This window comes from Algoriphagus confluentis (assembly GCF_036245625.1).
In the GTDB taxonomy this organism is placed as follows: domain Bacteria; phylum Bacteroidota; class Bacteroidia; order Cytophagales; family Cyclobacteriaceae; genus Algoriphagus; species Algoriphagus confluentis.
Map to the genome: position 1 here is coordinate 543,361 of NZ_BTPD01000001.1, position 19,687 is coordinate 563,047.

Consider the following 19,687-nt stretch of genomic DNA (forward strand, 5'->3'; position numbering starts at 1 on the left):
CTTTTTGCCTTAAAAGGTCATATTCAGGTTGAGCATGAAAGTCCTTGCTCTAGGATAGGTGAATCGGTCAATCCCAAAGGTTTGAATCCCTCCTGAAGTAGACCCCGTATTGACCTCCGGGTCATAGCCAGTATAATCTGTGATGACAAACAGGTTTTGACCGGTAAGGGAGAGTCGGATATTCTGGAAGGTATTGCCTATACCCAATCGTTCCGGGTTGAGAGTATATCCCAAAGAGGCATTATTCAGCCTGAAAAAGGCCCCGTTTTCCAAGAATCGGGTAGAGACGGTATTGGAGTTGTTGATGGATTCTTCGGGAAACTGGACTGCGAAATCGGTGGTGTTGTTGGAGCGGGAAAGCTGGGCTTTCGTAAACAGGGACATCGTGGTATGATTGTAGATTTTGTTTCCTGCACTTCCGTTAAAGTTCAGGACCAAGTCAAAGTTTCCATACCGCATGGAGGTGTTGATCCCGTAGATCGTATTGGGGATCGCACTTCCTACTACTACCCGGTCATTGTCGAGAATTTCACCGTCTCCATTCACGTCTACGAACCGGTTCAGGCCATCCTCTCCAATCCCGTCAAACTGCAGCATGTAAAATGCGCCGATGGGCTGATTGTTGATGTAGCCGTTGATGGTAGCCCCTGTTTGACCTGCACCTTGCGCTGCACCCGTAGTCAGTACGGAGTAGGGAGAATCCCGAACTTCATTTTGGATAAAGGTGACGTTCCCTCCTATGGAATAAGTAAAGGTCTTCTGTGGATTGCTGTTGTAGTTTAGCGCAAGTTCTATTCCCTGATTGACAATTTTCATGTTGTCAATATTGTCCCAGAAAGTAGAGGTAGGCTGCACCGGGTCTGCCGGTACTACTTCCAACAAGATGTTGGAAGAAACCTTGTTGAAGTAATCCAAAGTACCGGTCAATCGGTAATCCAGAAAAGCAAAGTCAAACCCTACATCAAACTGAGTAGAAACCTCCCACTGAAGGTCAGGATTAGCCAAACGGGTGAAAACAATCCCATAGGGGTAATCATCAAGGGAGTTCCCGTCCGTGTCAATTGGATAAGTATTCAAACTGCCCGAACCGGTAGCCAATCGATCTTCGGAGAAACTGGCTTTGGTGATTTTGGATGGGATTTCCTGATTCCCGGTTTGTCCCCAGCTGGTTCTCAACTTCAAATTGTTGAACACGGAAGTGGCCATAAAACCTTCCTTGCTCAGATTCCAGCCCAAGGCAAAGGAGGGAAAGTACCCATATCGGTTGTTTTGCCCGAATTTGGAAGATCCGTCGGCCCGGAACGTGGCAGTGAATAGATACTTTTCATCGTAGATATAATTGAGTCGGCCGAAAAAGGACTGCAATTCATTTCTCACCGCTGAGGCATTGACCGTAGTTGGAAATTCACTCGTGCTATTGTGGTCCTGATACCTCGGCTCAATGTTGTTGGCGGCAAAACCTCGGGAAGAAGTAGCTCTGAATTCATCGAGGAAGGTCTGGTAAGAATGACCGACCAACACGGTGAAATTGTGCTTGTAATTGTTCCAGTTGTAGGTCAGGGTATTCTCTATCAAACTGTTCGTATTGGAAGAAATCAACTCATCCAAGGTTCCGTCGGATACATTGGACTCGTTGACCACTTCCGTGAAAGGCTTGTATTGGATATATCGGGCCGTATTGGAATAGTCCACCCCGAGATTGAGCTTGTAGGTCAGCCCATCGATGATCTCAAAAGAAGGAGAAATGGTTCCCAAAATGCGGTTATTTGCCGCATCGTCACTGTACAGCTCATTTCTTTTCAAGGGATTGAGCGCGTTGGTATTGAGCAGGGTAGGCTCGCCGTTGGTATAAGCCGGAATCGTAGGATTCAGGTAAAGCATATCACTGGCAATGGAGCCAATTGCCGGGCGCAGATTCTCGGTGTAGGAAGCGGTCAGATTGTAGTCTACAATCAATCTTCCCTCAAACGCCTTCTGATTCATGTTCAGCTTTCCTGAATACCTCCTTAGGTTGCTGTTTTTCAGGATGCCTTCTTGGTCCTGATAGCCCAAAGAGGCGAAATAAGAAAATCGCTCCGTATTAGCCCCGCTCATGGACAAGCTGTAGTCCTGAGAAAAGCCTACTTGAGTCAGTTCCTCTTGCCAATTGGTATTTCCTCCAAAATCTTCCAGGTTTCCCCCTACCTCAACTACTCTACGTCTGAATTCATCTGCACCAAAGACATCGATCGTGCTGGCCATGGAAGACCAAGCGGTGGAAGCGGAAAGGTTGACCTGAGAGGTTCCTGATTTACCCTTTTTGGTCGTAATTACAATGACCCCATTGGAAGCCCTGGAGCCATACAAAGCGGTGGCACTGGCATCTTTCAGGACATCGATGCTTTCGATATCATTGGGATTTAAAAAATTGAGTGGATTGGAAGCGATTCCGGTGTCAGAATTGTCCAAAAGGAAGCCATCCAAAACATACAGCGGCTGGGTTCCTGACCTCAAGCTCCCAATTCCCCGGATGATCACATTCTGATTGGCTCCGGGTTCCCCACTGACAGAGGTGATATTTACCCCGGCCACTTTGCCTTGCAGAAGGTCTACCGGATTGGTGATGACTCCCCGGTTGAAATCTTCATTTTTCAGGGATCCGATAGCTCCGGTCACATCGGAACGCTTCTGTGTCCCGTAGCCTACCACGACGATCTCATTCAGCTGAGAGCTTTCCGGCTCCAGACGGATCGTCAACACGGCCTGAGCTCCCACGGCTACCTCCTGTGGAGTATAGCCAAGGTAAGAAATGACCAAAACCGCATCAGAAGCTACATCCAGAGAAAAATTTCCATCCAGATCCGTGATGGTCCCTGTTGTGGTTCCTTTGACCAAGATGGCGGCTCCGGGTAGAGGAGCCCCTGTCTCATCGATTACCTTTCCGGTAATCACTTCCCAAGCCAGATCCGTTGGATAGGTAGAGCTGAAAGGTCTGGCGATCAGCCCTTGTCCTCCTCCAAACAAAAAAAGCACACAGACAACTAGCCCGATTTGAAGGAAACGGACCTTTCCATAATTTGTATAGTTCCTCATTTTCAATAGGTTTAAGGTTGGATTACACCGCGAAGTTAGTACACCTCATTTCCTTGAACCGGAATTGAAAATCATTAGATCATGAAGTTACTTCATTGATTTTTTACAAAAAGCTCATCTATTTTTAAAAAAAATTAATGATTGAGTTAGGAAATTGTTAGCCAAAACCGATTGAAAAATCAGTTGAAAACCGAGAGGAATCCAAACAGACTTATTGACCTTGGATTAATCAAACCCAGTCTGGGTAAAAGTCAAGACCTTCCCTGCCTAGAGGAACCTGATATAAAAATAATCTCATTTTAACAATCAGTTGATCTGATTGAAATGGGCCGAGACCAATTTCCAACCGGTCTCCCGCTGCACCCAAACATCCAGGAAATTCATGGATAGGGTTTCTTTTTTCCCGAATTTCTCCACTTTCAGTTCTCCGTCCGTATGGACGACTGCAGTAGTCCCAAATATTCGCACTATAGGTCTGCTGAGGGAAAACCCTTCCAGCTTTCGTTTGGGATTGGCAAATTCCCTAAGTAGTTCAGCCTTGGATTCCGGCTTTCCATTGTAGCAGATCAGCAGCCCTTCTTCGTCGAATAGCTGTTCGAATTTATTGAGATCAAAGCTTTCCCAGACTTTGAATTTTTCCAAAGAAAGCGCGACCAACTCTGATTCTGAAATCATAGCTGTGGGTGTGTTAGGTAGGATGAGTTGGCGAAAGGGTGATTTCGCGTAACATAAAAGGTACAAAGCCTTTTTCAAAAGTCAAATGACTTAGGGAAAAGCTGGAATCTTATTCCATAAAAGGTGAAAAATGAGTAAAAAGCCCAGAAAATCGGTTCAGTTTTGCTCCAGAAAATTCTCCGCAATCCGTAGTGGCCTAAATATCAGCCTGTTTTTCACCTTAAGGGCCCGACTCCGCTTGGCTATATCCTTGAGGGTCTTTAGCACCTCGAGGGTATGTTCTCCTTTATTGATCATGATGCATTCGGCCATGGCTGCCCGGCCTGCGTCGGTGATTTCTGCCCGGGAAGCAATTCCCGATTTATGCAGATTTTCCAATACCTGAGTTGCCCAGATCACAGGCACATGGCCTGCTTCGCAAATCCAGGAAATTTCCTCCTGAATTTCTACCAAACGTTCAAAGCCAATCTCCACCGCCAAATCTCCCCGTGCAATCATGACTCCAAAACAGGGCTCTTTCATACTTTCCAAAAGCAAAGCAGGAAGCTGAACCACCGCATCCCGAGTCTCAATTTTCAGTATTACGGGAGGTGGAGTAGCTGTCAGTTTAGCCAATTCTTTTCTCAGGTCTTCCAAATCTTCAGGAGTTCTCACGAAAGAAAACCCCACAGTATCCGCCAGCTTTACCACCATGGCCAGACATTTTCGATCAAAGTCCGTCAGGGATGAAATCGCCAGAACAGAATCCGGAAAATTGATCCCTTTTTCATTTTTGAGTAAGGGTTTTTTGGAGGAAATCCGCTCTACCTTCAGGGCCACCCCTTTTTTGGAAATCCGATCCACCCGGGCACGGATTAGCCCATCATCAAAATAAATCCGCTCGCCTACTTTCAAATGCTCCAGCAGGCCTGCTTCATTGGGACTGACCACCACGTCTTTGGAAGAAAACCCCTTCCCCGAATCACTGAGCCATACACGTCCGCCTACCTTGATTTCCGCTTTTCCAGCATCCTTCCCTTTTCGAAGGAGAACCGTCCGGATTTTTGGACCAGCCAAGTCAAAATGGAGAGCACAGGACAGGCCTGTTTTTTTGCAAGTCCGATGGATCTCCTCCACCATTTGTTTCCATGTATCCGGGTCATCATGAGCACAATTGATGCGGGCCACCCCCATGCCATTTTGAAGCAGCTTTTCGATGTACTTTTTCTCATTCAAAAAGGAACGGTCAAAAGTTACCATGACCGAAGATGGCCACTCCGCATGATGCAGCCCAAAAAGCCGTTCTGCATTTTTCCGGATCTGCTCCGCCCCAAACTCCAAGGTGCAGGGATCATATTGAGCAAATGACACGCCCAGCCGGGCCAAGGTAACCTGAATTTGCCGAAGGACATGACTTTCGCAACTGGCTAATGAGGACAAGCCTACTTCATGCAAGTTTGCCTGAAGCTGCTGAATATCTGTCTTACGCAAAATCAGGTAATTGAGCAGGTTTTTGGCTGACTCCAGCTGACTGGAATGGAGAGAGCTCAGCAAAGAAGCATAGCGGGTGGGACTGTTTCTCATTTCATTTTCGATCTGAGCAAGAGCGCTACGCAAAGCATCTAATTCGGAGGACATAGGTTATGGCAGGTTTGCCTACAAGTTCTGATTTATCCGTTAGATTTATGCCAATCGCCCTGCATTTGATGTATTTTTTTTCTTCATCGAGTGGGCTATCATTCAAGGATTTACACGCTTAGAGTAGATTTTTTTCACCTGGACTGAAGCGAAAAACCCCCTCCATTCGTCCTGAGAGCATATTTGAAACTAAACCCACTTACTATGCGAGTAGCAAAGTCTATCCTTTCCGCTTTGGCGCTAGGCGGCACCTTATTGATGAGTTCCTGCTTCGACAACCTGGAAAACACCCCCCTCCCTCCCACAGCCTATGTGTCCATCTATCAGGGCTCTCCAGATGCTCCAGCTATGGACATTTTTGCCAATTCCAACCGGGTCAACCGGGACCCCATGGAGTTTACCCAAGTATTGGGCTATAGTCCTTTCTTTCCCGGAGTGAGGGATTTCCGATTTGCGGCGGTCAATTCTGCCAGTTCTCTTCTCGAAAAGGAAGTTGATCTGAAAGCAGACTCGGTCTACTCTCTATTTATCATCAACGAAACGGTCAATTTGGATGCTTTCTTGGTCAAGGATATTTGGGAAGAACCCAGTGCTTCTCAAGCCCAATTGAGATTGGTGCATTTGTCTCCGGACACCGAGTCTGTGGATCTCTTGGCCAATGAGGCTAGTACTCCTCTCTTGGAAGAGGCTTCCTACAAGGAGGTATCTGATTATCTGGAACTCAGTCCGGGCAATACCGTGCTGAAAATCCGCTCTTCCCAAACCGGCGAGACACTGCTTACCTCAGGTACTTTGGATCTGAAAGGAAACCGGGTTTACACGCTCGTGATCCGAGGGCTAAGCAGTGAAGCTTCAGGCCCCAAAAAGCTGGATATTCAGCTGATCACCAACTATATCGCTTACTAAAGACGCCTCATTTTTTTGACTGAATCTCCCGAAGCCTAGGGTAGGCTTCGGGATTTTTTAATCTCCTTCTACTCCGGGAATGGTCGAGGCCGAGCCATCTCTGTTGGCCCTGTAGTGCGGAGACATGATTTCTATGCCGTTTTTTTGACAGCTATCCTGAATATTTTGGTGAAGCAGGGAGTAAATATGGGCTTGCCTACTCGCCTGCTGGGTATACACATTGAGCTGGTAAGAAACATAAAAGTCATCCAAACTGGTCTGAAGCACAAATGGTTTGGGTTCTTTTTCGACGAATTCAGTGGCCAAAGCAGCCTCGATCAGGGTTTGGTGGATTTTCCGCCAAGGAATATCATATCCCAGAGTGATAGAAGTATAGAGAATCAATCCCTGGCCTTCTGCCTGCAAAGAGTAGTTGGTCGTATTTCCGGTCAAGACAGAGGAATTGGGGATGGTGATGACCTCATTTTTAGTGGTTTTGATCCTGGTCACCAAGAGGGTTTTCTCGATTACATCTCCCTGAACATCCGCTATTTTGATTCGATCACCGATCTTGAAGGGCCTCATGTAAGTAATGACCAAGCCGGCAATCATATTGGTGATGGCGGAGGAGGAACCCAAAGAGAAAATCACTCCGATAAAAACACTGACTCCTTTAAAAATCGGAGAATCCGAGCCGGGGAGGTAGGGGAAAATCAGGACCAAAGTAAATGCCAAAAGCAGAAAGCGGGCGATATTGTAGGTGGGCATCGCCCAATCCGGATGGAATCCGGCCACCTGAAGTCTTTCCAGTTCTATTTCACGGAAAATAAACCGGACCAGCTGAATCAGGTATTTCATGAATATCAGAATCACCAGAATCCTGAACAGGTTGGGCAGATAGTCCAGAGTAGACTCAAAGACACTTCGGATGGGGTGCAGGACCCAGTTTAATATGTCGTCTGACCAATCCTCAGAAAAGGGGAAAATGCTGAACAAAACAGGCAACAAGAGGTAGAGAAGAATCAAAATGAAAACCCATCTCAGCACTTTGATCGCCCTTAAAACCAAACTTCTTTCTTTCTCCCAGCTCAAAAACGTATAGCCTTTGTAGTTCAGATCCTTGAATAACCCGTTTCCTTTGGAATAAATCCATTTGATCAGGCGTTTGGTGGCTTTCTGAATCAAGAAGATGATCAGTACGGCAGCCAAAATGGTCGAAAGAGCCAAGGCTATCCGCTTGAGCAAGGCCTCCATGCTGGTCTCCTTCTGATAGCGGAGGATGTCCTGATTGATCACCTCCCTGACTGCCAGTGCCAAACTGTGAATATCGTATTGCTCATCCCTGATATCTCCGGGGGATACAGTACCGATGATATCATGCCCATAGAGGATGTCGTAGGCCTTCTCCAATTCCTCGACTTTCAGGGAATCGGCGATATATTTTCCGTTTCTTGAGATTTTTTGAATCCGTTCGGTGATTCTTCTGGCCCTTTCCTCTGCGGTAAGCGAACCCAGTCGGGAATAAACCGAAAAGAGTGTATCCTCGAAAGCCCCTAAAACGGGAAAACCGACATGCTGCTCCAACTGGGAAGGAGAGGATGGATCAGCTTCCTGTGCATGGGCCAAAACTGCAGACAGGAGCCAAAGTAATAGGGCAAAAAAAGCCATCGGAAAGGATGGTAAGGAAAAGTTTTTCATAGGCTGACTTAGTCCAAAGGAATTTAGGTGAAAAATCTTGATTTTTAAGAAAGTAAGTTTAAGGGAGAAAAAAATTTTGATAAAGAAGGGAAAGGGGGTATTGGCAATTAGGTAGGGATCTACGGTGAATTGCTTTCAAAATGGTACTTTCCTGTAGGAATCACAGCTGACTTTATGAAGGCTACACTTAGTCTGGGGTTGTGAATTGCTTTCAAAATGGTACTTTCCTGTAGGAATCACAGCGTAGGATTCCAGGATACCATGCTCGTCCTCGTTGTGAATTGCTTTCAAAATGGTACTTTCCTGTAGGAATCACAGCGAGCTCAATTCCCTCCGGGATCTCACGCTGGTTGTGAATTGCTTTCAAAATGGTACTTTCCTGTAGGAATCACAGCGAGGAGAAGATCCAGATGTGCTGTATTTCAGTTGTGAATTGCTTTCAAAATGGTACTTTCCTGTAGGAATCACAGCATCAACCTTTGCAACAAGATTGAAGTATTCGTTGTGATTTGCTTTCAAAATGGTACTTTCCTGTAGGAATCACAGCTATTTTGGAACAAAAAGAAAAAGTCACGCTGTTGTGAATTGCTTTCAAAATGGTACTTTCCTGTAGGAATCACAGCTTTTGTGATCCTCTTTGTATTCTGTAATCAGTTGTGAATTGCTTTCAAAATGGTACTTTCCTGTAGGAATCACAGCTAATCCTAATCCAATAACACAAACCCAATAGTTGTGAATTGCTTTCAAAATGGTACTTTCCTGTAGGAATCACAGCGCAAGTTCCTGATGGAGCAATACCTTGTCAGTTGTGAATTGCTTTCAAAATGGTACTTTCCTGTAGGAATCACAGCTGGTCTTGGACGGCACTCCCGAAAACCTCAGTTGTGAATTGCTTTCAAAATGGTACTTTCCTGTAGGAATCACAGCCTATTTTATCAAATTTTGGAGGTTGAGCATGTTGTGAATTGCTTTCAAAATGGTACTTTCCTGTAGGAATCACAGCTGAAATCACCCGACTTCAAACCAAACTCAGTTGTGAATTGCTTTCAAAATGGTACTTTCCTGTAGGAATCACAGCATACCTTAACCCATAATTATCAACAGGGTTGTTGTGAATTGCTTTCAAAATGGTACTTTCCTGTAGGAATCACAGCAATCGGTAAGGAAATAATTTGGACTACTGGGTTGTGAATTGCTTTCAAAATGGTACTTTCCTGTAGGAATCACAGCGAGGAAGATTTAAAATGAAAAACGTGATTTGTTGTGAATTGCTTTCAAAATGGTACTTTCCTGTAGGAATCACAGCCGGGCGAATTTAAAGTGAAACTCAGCCAGCGTTGTGAATTGCTTTCAAAATGGTACTTTCCTGTAGGAATCACAGCAAAGGAAGTAATGAAGAATCAGGACTATCGTTGTGAATTGCTTTCAAAATGGTACTTTCCTGTAGGAATCACAGCATTTCCCTTTTCTTTTCAATGCAGAATAGTGTTGTGAATTGCTTTCAAAATGGTACTTTCCTGTAGGAATCACAGCAGAAGGCAAAAAGTGGAAGGAAGGCTTTCAGTTGTGAATTGCTTTCAAAATGGTACTTTCCTGTAGGAATCACAGCGTACCAAAGAATGGATTCAGATCAAAAATTGTTGTGAATTGCTTTCAAAATGGTACTTTCCTGTAGGAATCACAGCTTAATGGTTTTTATGCCCCCGCAACACGGGGTTGTGAATTGCTTTCAAAATGGTACTTTCCTGTAGGAATCACAGCAATTCTCGCTGAATGATCATGGAATAATCAGTTGTGAATTGCTTTCAAAATGGTACTTTCCTGTAGGAATCACAGCAACAGCATTCCAAGGGAATCATCGTTTACAGTTGTGAATTGCTTTCAAAATGGTACTTTCCTGTAGGAATCACAGCATATGGAGATTACAATCATTCCAGCTACTGGTTGTGAATTGCTTTCAAAATGGTACTTTCCTGTAGGAATCACAGCCCGATACCGGAGGACGCTTGGATCCTGATCGTTGTGAATTGCTTTCAAAATGGTACTTTCCTGTAGGAATCACAGCATACCCCACGCTAAGTGGCTGGTATGCTGTTTTTTATATGTTCAAATAGAATTAAAAAAACGAAGCTTCAAAAAAGCGATATCGCTGAGTCCAAAGCGAAATAACTTTTCCAAAGTTTGAAACTTTGGAAAAGTTTACCAGCCATCAAAACAGTTCCAACTGCTGGGCAGGGGATTCTTTTTCCACCACCTTTTTCCCATAGAAAATCTCCATCATCCCAAATTGCTTATCGGTGATCTGCATAATCCCGATTTTCCCTTTCTCCGGTAGCATATTCCTTATCCGCTTGGTATGTACATCAGCATTTTCCCGACTGGCACAGAAGCGCATGTAGATCGAAAATTGAAACATAGCAAAGCCATCATCCAACAAGTTCTTTCTAAACTTGGTAGCAATCTTCCGCTCCTTGCGGGTTTCGGTAGGCAAATCAAAAAAAACTAAGACCCACAAGCTTCTGTATTGGTTAAGTCTGGAATAAAATTTATCCTCCATATTCTGGATAGATGATCTTTCGGCTGATTCCGGCAAAGCACTCAAAAAGGGAGTTGGTCGTCCGGCTAGCGGCTACCATCAAGGGGCTTTTTTGACCATCGATCCGCACATCCAAAGCCGGAATACTCAACAATTCCTTTTTCATCCCTGTGGTTATTTCAGAGATATCATCCTCAGTTTCTACCAAGTGACTGACTACCAAATCCACATAGGGACGGTATGGCTCCATAATATCATCTGCTAAGCAGTAGGCATTGTACTTGTTCCTATGCCAAATCCCCAATCCCGGAAACATTCCAGAAGAGACTAAAGCTCGGGCAATCACCGCCCTCAAAATGGCATAACCATAGTTCAACAGATTATTGGGTGGAATACCAGCTTGCTCCCTATTGAAATCTGGAATAGCAAATAAGCTTTGCCAATAAATCGCTGCTGCTTGTGCTTCATGGTTTCCTGAGTCACCCGAACTTACATTTTTAGCCAAGTAGTGTAGCCTTGGGGAATCTTTCCCTTTTTCAATAAGATGTGCGGCTTGATTATGAATCTTTGCTGATACAGTCTGTTGCCAAAGATTTTTTTTGAGGGGCTGGGAAGCTTGGATTTGGTATCTGATCCGCTCGGTCTGCTCGGAATGCCCATGCATAGGAAGAAGAAGGCCCTCTGGAAGATGCTGACTGTTGCAAGTGACAATAGCGACCTTTTTATCAGTCAGCTTGGCAATCAACCCTTGGGTAATGGTTATTTGTTGGTTTTCTAGGACGATCATCCCTAAATCTTCGATGGGAACGGTCCTATCGGATTTATCTGGCTCAGGAAAAGATATTAGAAGCTGCTCGTTTTTGGTGCTGAGGTAAGCTGGATTTCCGAAAAAAAGGGTTCGTTTGATCATACGGGAGAAGATGATTTGAATTAACTTTTCCAAAGTTTTAGAACTTTGGAAAAGTTGGCTCATTCCACATTTTGACTTATGACAAATTGTTTTTTGGTTTCTGTCAATTTTTTGACATGGTCCCAACTATCGAAAAAGTTCAAATAGTAAATTCGATTTAGCTTTGAGGTTTTGTTTTGATTTTCGTATCCATGCCAACTCGACCATTTCCAGTTTTCGAGCTTTTCGGTAAATCCATGTTTGACTGGGTTTAGATGGACATACAAAAAGGTTTCTTGCCATTGATGTTCATCTAAAATGGGTAAACGCTTAAAATTCTTCATAAACAGGCTTCCCCGTCTTTGATAGGCTTTATTGAAAGCTTGGGTATAGGCGCTGAAAAAATTAGAAAACTGCTTGGAAACTAACTTTTCCAAAGTTTGGAACTTTGGAAAAGTTTTCCTGAGCAACGTCTCTTCTTTCACCCCTACCATCAAATGAAAATGATTGGGCATCAGACAGTAAGCATAGGTATCCAGCACCTTATCCAAATGCTTTGTATAGTGCTCGAGGAAGAAGCGATAATTCTTCTCCTCCCGGAAAATATTCTCCGACCCATTGGCGTGATTGTAGATATGGTAGGATTGGCCGGGTTCCATTTATTTAGCTTTTTTGGTTCTTATTGATTTTGGCAAGTCAGAGGTAAACTTTTCCAAAGTTTTGGAACTTTGGAAAAGTTGTCATGAGCTCAAGCTCCTCCTTCACTCCAACCATCAAATGAAAATGATTGGGCATCAGACAGTAAGCATAGGTATCCAGCACCTTATCCAAATGCTTTGTATAGTGCTCGAGGAAGAAGCGATAATTCTTCTCCTCCCGGAAAATATTCTCCGACCCATTGGCGTGATTGTAGATATGGTAGGATTGGCCTGGCTTCATCCCTCTTTATTTTGAGTGCCCTAATCGATTAAATTGAAGTTTTATACATGAAGCTTTCTCCTTCGTGAATTCCATTTTATTCAACTGTCCAAACTCTAATTTATCAACGATTGAGTTTGCTGATTTGAAGGGAATTCCATAAAGTCTTCCTGCCGTGAAACTTACAATTTTAAAAACCCGAGAATGATCGAGGTCTTCATGATTAAACTTAAAGACATCCTCAATGTCGTCAGGTACATAAACCAATTCGTTTGGAGAAAGGTGAAACAAGAGCTTTTCGCCTTTCTCATTGGCAGAAGGCACAGGACCTTCGCCTTGTTTTAGCCTTTCCATGACTACGTTGAAAGGAATGGTTTCATAACTCCTTTTTCCATCTTCATTGACATAAATAGCAAAGAATAGATTAGTCCCCTTGGCAGCCTCGACGTATTTAGAATGCTTATTTCCTTTAAAACCAACTTGAAATTTATTGCCTTTGGGTTCATAGGTTCGAACTTTGTAGATAGGCTGATGGAATTTTCCGTCGTTTAGAAATCGAATATTCTTATTCATTTCCTCAATTGCTTCAGGAGTAAAAGCAAGACTCTCGGCAGGAATAACTTTTCCTTTTTCATCCTGTACTCCTTCGTATTTTGCCAAATGGGCTAAAAGGATCTTTTGGATTCCTGTATCAGTTATGGATCGAATTTTCTTTTCATTGAATGAAGTATCCAAATTCACTCTGGATGCGGCCAAATCTTCCTCAAAAAAGTAAACCTCAAGCTTTGAGATATCCCTGCCTTCAAATTTATAATTCCTGTCTTTGAAATATTTAAGCAAAAGCTTTTTATCGTAATTCATCTTGATCAGTTCAGCGATCTTTTTCTTTAAACCTTTATCCAAGATGTTGGTAGGTTTATCCAAGGCCATACTTAGACTCACTGATTTAACCACTCTCAAATTGACAAGACCAGAAACAGTATCCTTGTGGATAGCTTTTCTTATCGCCCAAGCATCCCCTTTGGTTTGCCTCGTAAGTGCCTTTATCGGATTCCCATGATTATCTACCCTTAGATTACCCTTTTCATCCTTGAAGTTGAGGTATTTGTTGCTCGTCTTATTGATAACTCGCAGATTTTGTTTGAAACTGACTACAATCCGGTCTAAATTTTCTTTTGCATCTTGGGTAAATGTGTCCCAAGGTTTTGTGAAAATCCATTCATAGTTGTCTTGAGATTGCCCGTTCTTTTTCTTAAAACAAAGCTTATTTCTTAAATCAAATCTTCTAGCCTGCATTTCATCTTTTCCCTTGTACTTCTTTCCAAGAGCATGTTCATTATTCAGATAATTTACGTGATCTCTTGTGGCACAAGCAATGACCAAGGCATCCATGGCATGATGCCTGTGATCTATTCTTTTTTTGTGAAAGCCTTTTGCAAATTCCAAAGGAACGGTGGGCAGGAATTTTTGATGGTTCTCATTCCAAGCCGTGAAGGCTGAGGTTCCAGTAATTTGATTCATCCGTTCAAATCTTGGCAAAATCAATTCATTCCATACATCATTGAGTCCCCAATCTTGCTTTAACGCCGAAGTGATTTTTCCATTTCCAGGAATAATGTTTTTGGAATTAAAGCCAGTGTCATTTGCCTCAGACCTAACAATGTTGGATAATATGGAGGTAATGAATTTACTTATGTATCTTGTATCATTCATCTGCCGTTCCACCATTTGTTCCGGCAATTCATCCATAAGAAGCTTTTTTTTCTTGGCGGGATTCTTGGAATAATTATCCTGAATAAATGCTTTGTATGCACTTTCAGAAAAAATCTCAACCACTTCACCAAATCCTAAGGTAACCCTTTGCCCATGGAAACTCTTGATAAACTCCATCCCAAGCCTGTTATCCTTTAATTTGTTTACTGCTGCCTCACAAATCACTTTGTTGCTGAGACTGTCATCAAAATACCTGGATTGCGGAATAACATGCTCTATCTCATAAGCAGGAGTAAATAACTTGTTCAAAGGAATGATTTTTCCGGTATAAGGAGACCTATACTTTTGCTCTAGCCAAAGTTTATAACGCTTTAAATCAGATGAAGATGGCAGGGCGGTCTTGCTTATTTTTAGAATGTCATCAGGCACCTCCATATCTGACCTTAGCACCCCTTCTTCATAAATCTTCAGGATTTCCTGCTGCATTGGAGAATAGGGCCTAACATTCTCGACAGAAGGGTCATTAAGTAGTTCCGCTAAAAATGACTTTATTCTTAGATTGGTATTTTCGTTTTCAGATATCTGATTGGTCAATCTGGCTCTTTGCTCTTTGGGGTTCTTCATCTCTCTACCCAACTCGACATGTATTTCATCAAAAAAGCCTTTCTGACCATTTCCATAGGTATCCCAAATATCTTTGACTACTCTCAAGGTTTCCAAAACCACTTGTTCAACAATTGGATTTCTGAGGGAATGCTGTTTGAATTCTTTAATAAAATCAGCCATTTCATCACTGGAAGTCCATTTGATTAACTCGGAGACCTCTGAGTGACGACTATAGACTAAGTATTTAGAAAACCACTCTGGAAGACCTTGAAAATCTTCTACACTATTTAGATTTCTTGACTGAGAATATTCCCTGACCTTATCTTTAATCTCAATGTCATATTCTCCATCTAGAATTTTTTCGATTCTAAGAATCGTGTTCTCAGTCAAATTCCCCGAGTTCCAATTCTCGTAAAATCGCATCAATGCAATCAGCTTTTTTATTGCTTTTAGGGAATAAGAGGCATATTGGCTTTTGTAGGGTGGGATCTTTTTGAAATTCTCCACAAAAGAAATAACCTCGATTGCGTTTTTACGGGCAAACTTCTTAAGCGCTTTTTCAAACTCAATCTTGTCTGTGACTGAGTAAACAATATGCCAAAGCGATTCTTCGAACTCATCAGTATACTTGGTAAAGTCAAATCCGTCTACTTTCGCTAGCCTTTTTAAAAATTCAGATCGGGTGGTATTAGCAGGATACGTTTTTGATTCTCCTGTTTCAGAATCAAAAACATAATTCCATTTATATTTTGCAGACGCTGTTTTTATTTCATTCTTTTTGAGCCCTTCTGAAGAAAGAAGAAATGTCATCAATTTCCCACAATCAATCTCAGATTGAGTCATCAGATAATCCAAAAGTCTCTTTATCTTTGCTTGGGTATCCAAAAACTTCATGGTCACATCCGTGTCATCAGTTTTTCTGATAATCCTAAGATTAGAAATCCACTGAAGCAACCTAAACTCTTGAAATATAGGGTGGGACTTCGGAGCCACCTTGTAAGGAATTACATTTTTGACTCCATCTTTTTCATAAGTCTTGAACTCCAAAGGACAGTTTGCCACAGTGGATTTTTGGCTTCGCAGAGGTCTTTGGTAAAAAATAATATCATCTACAAAAAGGTGAAGGATATCCTTACTAGCAAGAAAATTCTGATGTGAATGATTGTGTTTATATAGTTCCCTGACGCAATCCGCCATCAAATCAGCATCACTGAGTTCCGGATGAAATCTTTTTTGGGAAACCAAAATCTGCTTCAGTTCATCTTTATAGAATTTCCGTTCAATGGTTCTGACCAGCTTTCCCTTGATTTTTTGAGTGGGATCAGTCAGAAGGCTTTCAAAAATGAATTGCCCAACGGATTTGGAGGAATCAAGAATTTCTTTTTCTGTCTTTTTCTTCTTCAAACCCCAATCATCTTCACTTGGAGCGCGAAAACTTCTTTTTGGATTTCCTTCCTTATCGAGTTTCGGATTTCCTTCTTCATCTATATCAGTAGTAACAATAAAATCTCTTGTCTTTCCTAACCAATCATCCAAAGGCACTTTACTAGGCCTTCGGTAAACCCATCCATTTTCCAAGGTCAAGGAATACCATGTGTCTCCCTTTTTATTTGGAGTTTCATCCACTTTGATTTCCACTACTTTCAAAGAATAAAATTCTTCAAGCTTATTAGGCTTTTCCTCTTCCTCCTCACCCCTAAGTTGATAATAGCCTCGTTTTTGATTGAAATTCAAAATTATCCAAGCCAGTTCTTCCTTTTCAATTTGTTCGGTCAAGGCCTTTTTACGCAAAAAATATATAGTCCAATCATAAGGTATTTTTTTAGCTACCTCGACAAGATGTGGCTGATGAATTTTAAATTCATCCAGCATTTCATTGAAGGATGATTTGAAAAGGAAATCCATTCCATTGTATGCGATTTTTGGTTCTGTTCCTTTCAAAAACTTTCCAAGTCTTTCGTGAAAATCGATCTGATCTGCATAGTGCTTAGGCAAAAATCCAAGAATATTTAAAACTCGATGTAATCGTTCTCTTCTCAACAAATGACGTTCCCTAAGTCTCCTAACACTTCTCAACCTTGTTCTTTCAGCAGTTTGGGAGACAGAATTCCCTTTGTCAAATTCTCCCAAAACATCCTGTCCCATCGGTATAATTCTGGAGCCCATACCCAAAATCTCCCCTTGCTTTTTTTCGAAATCCTGCTCGATCAGAGCCCAGCCAATTGAGTTAGTCCCCAGATCCAATCCCAAAATCTTTTTCATATTTTTTGAAAAGTTGAAAGTTTAAAATCTATATTAGCATTACCATTTTGAAGCAATTCACAATAAGGATTATTCCGTTGTGAAAACATCTAAAGGGGCCCGGTTAGAATCTCTAGTCGGGTCGTTTTTTTTTAACCCCTTAGTTTTCGCAAGATAGACTCTCAAACTAAAAATCCTATACCCACTAATGGGTATTTTTTGAATTTTAGAAAAACGAGGAAAAATTTGACATAAACCGTCAATCTTCAAAAACGATCTGTCAGGTTTTGGTATTTAAGTCAAAAAAAACACCCCGAATCGCTCCGGGGTGTATCGTTGGCTTAGCTTTCGGTTTTATTTCTTTTGGACCGTACCAAAGTTGACTTTCAGCGCTGCCCCAAAAAAACCAGGGTTATTGCCTGTGCCTGAGACATCCTGCAAGGGGTAATTGTAAAATGGCATCACTAAGTACGCTGCTTTTTTGGACTCCAACACCAGAATATTCACCCCCAAATTGGCCGTGGCAAAGGGGATAAAGCGGGAGGATGGAGTTTCCACCGCCGTGAAGCTGGACACCGACTCTGACCTCAGGGTGAAGCCATCCGAATTGGCCGACTGGGCATCAAATACCGCCACTTGGCGGAGATAACTATTCTCCTGCTGGGCATTGCTGGTAAAGGCCATCAGATTGGAAAACCCTGCCTGGATGGCAATGGATTGCTTGCGGTTGACAGGATAGGTAAGGTAAACCGGAACATCCACCTGTACCTGGGATACCTGCACTTCCTGACGTACTGGATAGGAAGCATTGGCTATCTGCACGAAGCTTTCTCCCTGGGCGGTTTGATTGAAAAAGTTCACTCCCATCCCCGAACCTAAGGCCAGCTTTTCTCCCAAGGACCAGTTAATCTCAGCGCCCAAACCCAAGGAGGTTCCCGAAATCGACTGATTTCCAGATTGGGAATTGCTCACTCCGGGACTAAACCCCAATGACAGGGAACGGATCCGGTATTCCTCAGCACTGACTGGTTGCTTTTCCTGCTCTCCGGTCAATTCGGCAATCTGCTTTTTAAGTTCTTCTACCTTAGCTTGAGTCAGCGAATCTTTTTGTTCGGCATCCTCCGGAGCGATTTGGGCCAGTAAGGAACTCTCTTTCCTTTCAAGCTGAGCAGTGCTTGGATTATCGGGCTGAGGAGAACCAATTGTTTTTTCAGCCAGTTTATTTTCCGTTGGTTTAGAAAGCTCGATTCTTTCCGGCCGGGTAGTTTCGTGGCTAGGATTCCCGTCATTCTTTTCTTCTTTGGAAGAAAAAGACGGCTCTTTTTTGGTCTCTGACTTCTGCGCCAAATTTTCGGATGAATTGACAGAGTTGGCTTGGTTTTGCTGCTCCTGTAAAAATTCTTCCTGATCTGCATTGGTGGTCCTTTCCTCGGTAAGGAGTTCCCTTTCATTGGAAATTGTCTCCTGAGATTTCCCCAAATCCAAAGCGAAATAGGCTGCCAAGAAAATAAGCAGCGATGCTGCGATTCCCCCAGCCCAGTAGGCGTATTTGAATCCTATCCCAGGTCTTTTTGCCTGAAAAGCCTCCCAGGCCCCTTCTTCATAGGGAACAGGATCATTGTCCTGATGCCTGCGCAGGTTCTTTGCGAGCCATTTGTCCAGATTATCTTCCTGCATATTCTTTCAGATGTAATTTGATCAGCTGACGGAGTTTCGTTTTTGCCCGCGTCAGGTATACTCTAGAGGAGCTTTCGGTAATATTTAAGTGTTCGGCTACCTCCCGATGACTGTAACCTTCCACCTCATAGAGGTTGAAGACGATTTGCTGGTCTTCCGGCAACTGGTAGAGGAGCTTGAGAATTTCCTCATAGGCCAAGTCGTCCGGGGCATACACGGGGTCAAAAACAGGTGTATCCCCGTCTGCTTCCTCGTGATTTTGTATCCGTTTGTTTTTTCTATAATAATCAATGGCTGTATTGACGGTTATCCTTCTCAGCCAAGGCTTGATGGCTGGAGCTTGGTCGAGTTTTTTCAGAGAATCAAAAAATTTGAGAAAGGAATCCTGAGTGATTTCCTGAGCCTGATCCCGGCTTTTGACATAGGAAAGACCGATCCCCATGACAAAGCCATAGTAGCGCTTGAATAACACTTCTTCATGCTTTCTGGATTGACGTTTGCAACCGTCAATCAACTCTTGGTCCGACCAGTTCAAATCAAATCTTACCCCGTTAGTATTCCTTAAATCAAGCCCCGCTTATCCCCCATTAGTTCTTCTCCAAATCACAATTTCCTTCGCAATTGAAATCAAAGAAATTGCAGTTTTCTCGGATGTAGAGACTCATCCGATTGACCACCCCCTCCTGCAGAGGCATAAATGCCCTTTTCAAGTCTATTTTCAAGGTATCATTGACCACACTTGATCCCAAACCACAATCGGTCAGTTGAGGATAGAGGTACAGCTGTACTCGCTCAGGATTGCTTTCCTGCACTCCCCCGTCCCAAACCAGAAGATAATCTCCATTACAGGAAGAATTCCTCCTGACAATCAGTTGCAGTTCATTTCCACTTCGTTTTACAGCACGGATTTCAGCCAGATTAGCGCAAAAGGAATTGCTCCCCCGGTCAAAATTAACCTGTTGGTATAGCTTTTCATTCACCTGAAAGCGGACTTTATCGAATCTGACTTCATAAGAAACTCCTAAGAAAGCTGAGTCAAGATCCCCTTCATCAGCACAGGAAACGAAGAAAAGCAACAAGAATATCCTTAGAAGGGATTTCATACAATGCATGGTTTAGAGTAGAGACGAGCGACGAATCAAAAATGCTACATAGCAAAG

At 42.9% G+C, this 19,687-nt stretch carries 13 protein-coding genes and 1 CRISPR repeat array; of the genes, 1 reads left to right on the forward strand and 12 read right to left on the reverse strand.

Going from position 1 to position 19,687, the window contains the following annotated elements; all coding sequences use genetic code 11:
- Positions 1–9 precede the first annotated feature (9 nt).
- From AAA943_RS02395 to AAA943_RS02405, 3 genes are all read right to left on the reverse strand, one after another.
- On the reverse strand, positions 10–3,072 hold the full coding sequence (locus AAA943_RS02395) for a SusC/RagA family TonB-linked outer membrane protein (RefSeq protein ID WP_338222646.1): 3,063 nt from the start codon (positions 3,070–3,072) through the stop codon (positions 10–12).
- Positions 3,073–3,378: 306 nt separating this feature from the next.
- A complete protein-coding gene (locus AAA943_RS02400) occupies positions 3,379–3,747 on the reverse strand; it encodes a nuclear transport factor 2 family protein (RefSeq protein WP_338222647.1) in 369 nt (122 codons plus the stop codon).
- Between the two features lie 156 nt (positions 3,748–3,903).
- Complete coding sequence (locus AAA943_RS02405; protein ID WP_338222648.1) at positions 3,904–5,364, reverse strand: pyruvate kinase; 1,461 nt, start codon at positions 5,362–5,364, stop codon at positions 3,904–3,906.
- Between the two features lie 204 nt (positions 5,365–5,568).
- Between AAA943_RS02405 and AAA943_RS02410 the strand changes: the two genes are divergently transcribed.
- Positions 5,569–6,270: a DUF4397 domain-containing protein gene (locus AAA943_RS02410; protein ID WP_338222649.1), complete on the forward strand. Its 702-nt coding sequence runs from the start codon at positions 5,569–5,571 to the stop codon at positions 6,268–6,270.
- Positions 6,271–6,327: 57 nt separating this feature from the next.
- Here AAA943_RS02410 and AAA943_RS02415 read toward each other — a convergent pair whose 3' ends face one another.
- The 9 genes from AAA943_RS02415 to AAA943_RS02455 form a co-directional block, all read right to left on the reverse strand.
- Positions 6,328–7,947, reverse strand: coding sequence for a mechanosensitive ion channel family protein (locus AAA943_RS02415; protein ID WP_338222650.1), 1,620 nt, complete (start codon positions 7,945–7,947; stop codon positions 6,328–6,330).
- A 121-nt stretch (positions 7,948–8,068) separates the two neighbouring features.
- A CRISPR array of direct repeats spans positions 8,069–10,012; the repeat unit is 46 nt; unit sequence GTTGTGAATTGCTTTCAAAATGGTACTTTCCTGTAGGAATCACAGC.
- A 144-nt stretch (positions 10,013–10,156) separates the two neighbouring features.
- On the reverse strand, positions 10,157–10,504 hold the full coding sequence (gene cas2, locus AAA943_RS02420) for a CRISPR-associated endonuclease Cas2 (RefSeq protein WP_338222651.1): 348 nt from the start codon (positions 10,502–10,504) through the stop codon (positions 10,157–10,159).
- Positions 10,494–11,393 carry a type II CRISPR-associated endonuclease Cas1 gene (cas1, locus tag AAA943_RS02425; RefSeq protein WP_338222652.1) on the reverse strand — a complete coding sequence of 300 codons (900 nt, stop codon included), beginning with the start codon at positions 11,391–11,393 and terminating at the stop codon, positions 10,494–10,496. The genes cas2 and cas1 overlap by 11 nt, the downstream gene beginning before the upstream one ends.
- A gap of 59 nt (positions 11,394–11,452) precedes the next feature.
- Complete coding sequence (locus AAA943_RS02430) at positions 11,453–12,031, reverse strand: transposase (protein ID WP_338222653.1); 579 nt, start codon at positions 12,029–12,031, stop codon at positions 11,453–11,455.
- Positions 12,032–12,068: 37 nt separating this feature from the next.
- Complete coding sequence (locus tag AAA943_RS02435; protein WP_338222654.1) at positions 12,069–12,311, reverse strand: hypothetical protein; 243 nt, start codon at positions 12,309–12,311, stop codon at positions 12,069–12,071.
- A gap of 6 nt (positions 12,312–12,317) precedes the next feature.
- A complete protein-coding gene (cas9, locus tag AAA943_RS02440) occupies positions 12,318–16,871 on the reverse strand; it encodes a type II CRISPR RNA-guided endonuclease Cas9 (protein ID WP_338222655.1) in 4,554 nt (1,517 codons plus the stop codon).
- Between the two features lie 333 nt (positions 16,872–17,204).
- Positions 17,205–18,527, reverse strand: coding sequence for a hypothetical protein (locus AAA943_RS02445; RefSeq protein ID WP_338222656.1), 1,323 nt, complete (start codon positions 18,525–18,527; stop codon positions 17,205–17,207).
- Entirely contained in the window at positions 18,514–19,062 is a 549-nt protein-coding gene (locus AAA943_RS02450; RefSeq protein WP_338222657.1) for an RNA polymerase sigma factor, read from the reverse strand. Before AAA943_RS02450 ends, AAA943_RS02445 begins: the two co-directional genes overlap by 14 nt.
- 52 nt (positions 19,063–19,114) lie before the next feature.
- Positions 19,115–19,630 carry a hypothetical protein gene (locus tag AAA943_RS02455; protein WP_338222658.1) on the reverse strand — a complete coding sequence of 172 codons (516 nt, stop codon included), beginning with the start codon at positions 19,628–19,630 and terminating at the stop codon, positions 19,115–19,117.
- Positions 19,631–19,687: the final 57 nt, after the last annotated feature.

What these genes read in the sequence shown, in the direction of transcription:
- AAA943_RS02395 (WP_338222646.1), bottom strand. Translation starts at nt 3,072, where the DNA reads ATGAGGAACTATACAAATTATGGAAAGGTCCGTTTCCTTCAAATCGGG.
- AAA943_RS02400 (WP_338222647.1), bottom strand. Translation starts at nt 3,747, where the DNA reads ATGATTTCAGAATCAGAGTTGGTCGCGCTTTCTTTGGAAAAATTCAAA.
- AAA943_RS02405 (WP_338222648.1), bottom strand. Translation starts at nt 5,364, where the DNA reads ATGTCCTCCGAATTAGATGCTTTGCGTAGCGCTCTTGCTCAGATCGAA.
- AAA943_RS02410 (WP_338222649.1), top strand. Translation starts at nt 5,569, where the DNA reads ATGCGAGTAGCAAAGTCTATCCTTTCCGCTTTGGCGCTAGGCGGCACC.
- AAA943_RS02415 (WP_338222650.1), bottom strand. Translation starts at nt 7,947, where the DNA reads ATGAAAAACTTTTCCTTACCATCCTTTCCGATGGCTTTTTTTGCCCTA.
- cas2 (WP_338222651.1), bottom strand. Translation starts at nt 10,504, where the DNA reads ATGGAGGATAAATTTTATTCCAGACTTAACCAATACAGAAGCTTGTGG.
- cas1 (WP_338222652.1), bottom strand. Translation starts at nt 11,393, where the DNA reads ATGATCAAACGAACCCTTTTTTTCGGAAATCCAGCTTACCTCAGCACC.
- AAA943_RS02430 (WP_338222653.1), bottom strand. Translation starts at nt 12,031, where the DNA reads ATGGAACCCGGCCAATCCTACCATATCTACAATCACGCCAATGGGTCG.
- AAA943_RS02435 (WP_338222654.1), bottom strand. Translation starts at nt 12,311, where the DNA reads ATGAAGCCAGGCCAATCCTACCATATCTACAATCACGCCAATGGGTCG.
- cas9 (WP_338222655.1), bottom strand. Translation starts at nt 16,871, where the DNA reads ATGAAAAAGATTTTGGGATTGGATCTGGGGACTAACTCAATTGGCTGG.
- AAA943_RS02445 (WP_338222656.1), bottom strand. Translation starts at nt 18,527, where the DNA reads ATGCAGGAAGATAATCTGGACAAATGGCTCGCAAAGAACCTGCGCAGG.
- AAA943_RS02455 (WP_338222658.1), bottom strand. Translation starts at nt 19,630, where the DNA reads ATGAAATCCCTTCTAAGGATATTCTTGTTGCTTTTCTTCGTTTCCTGT.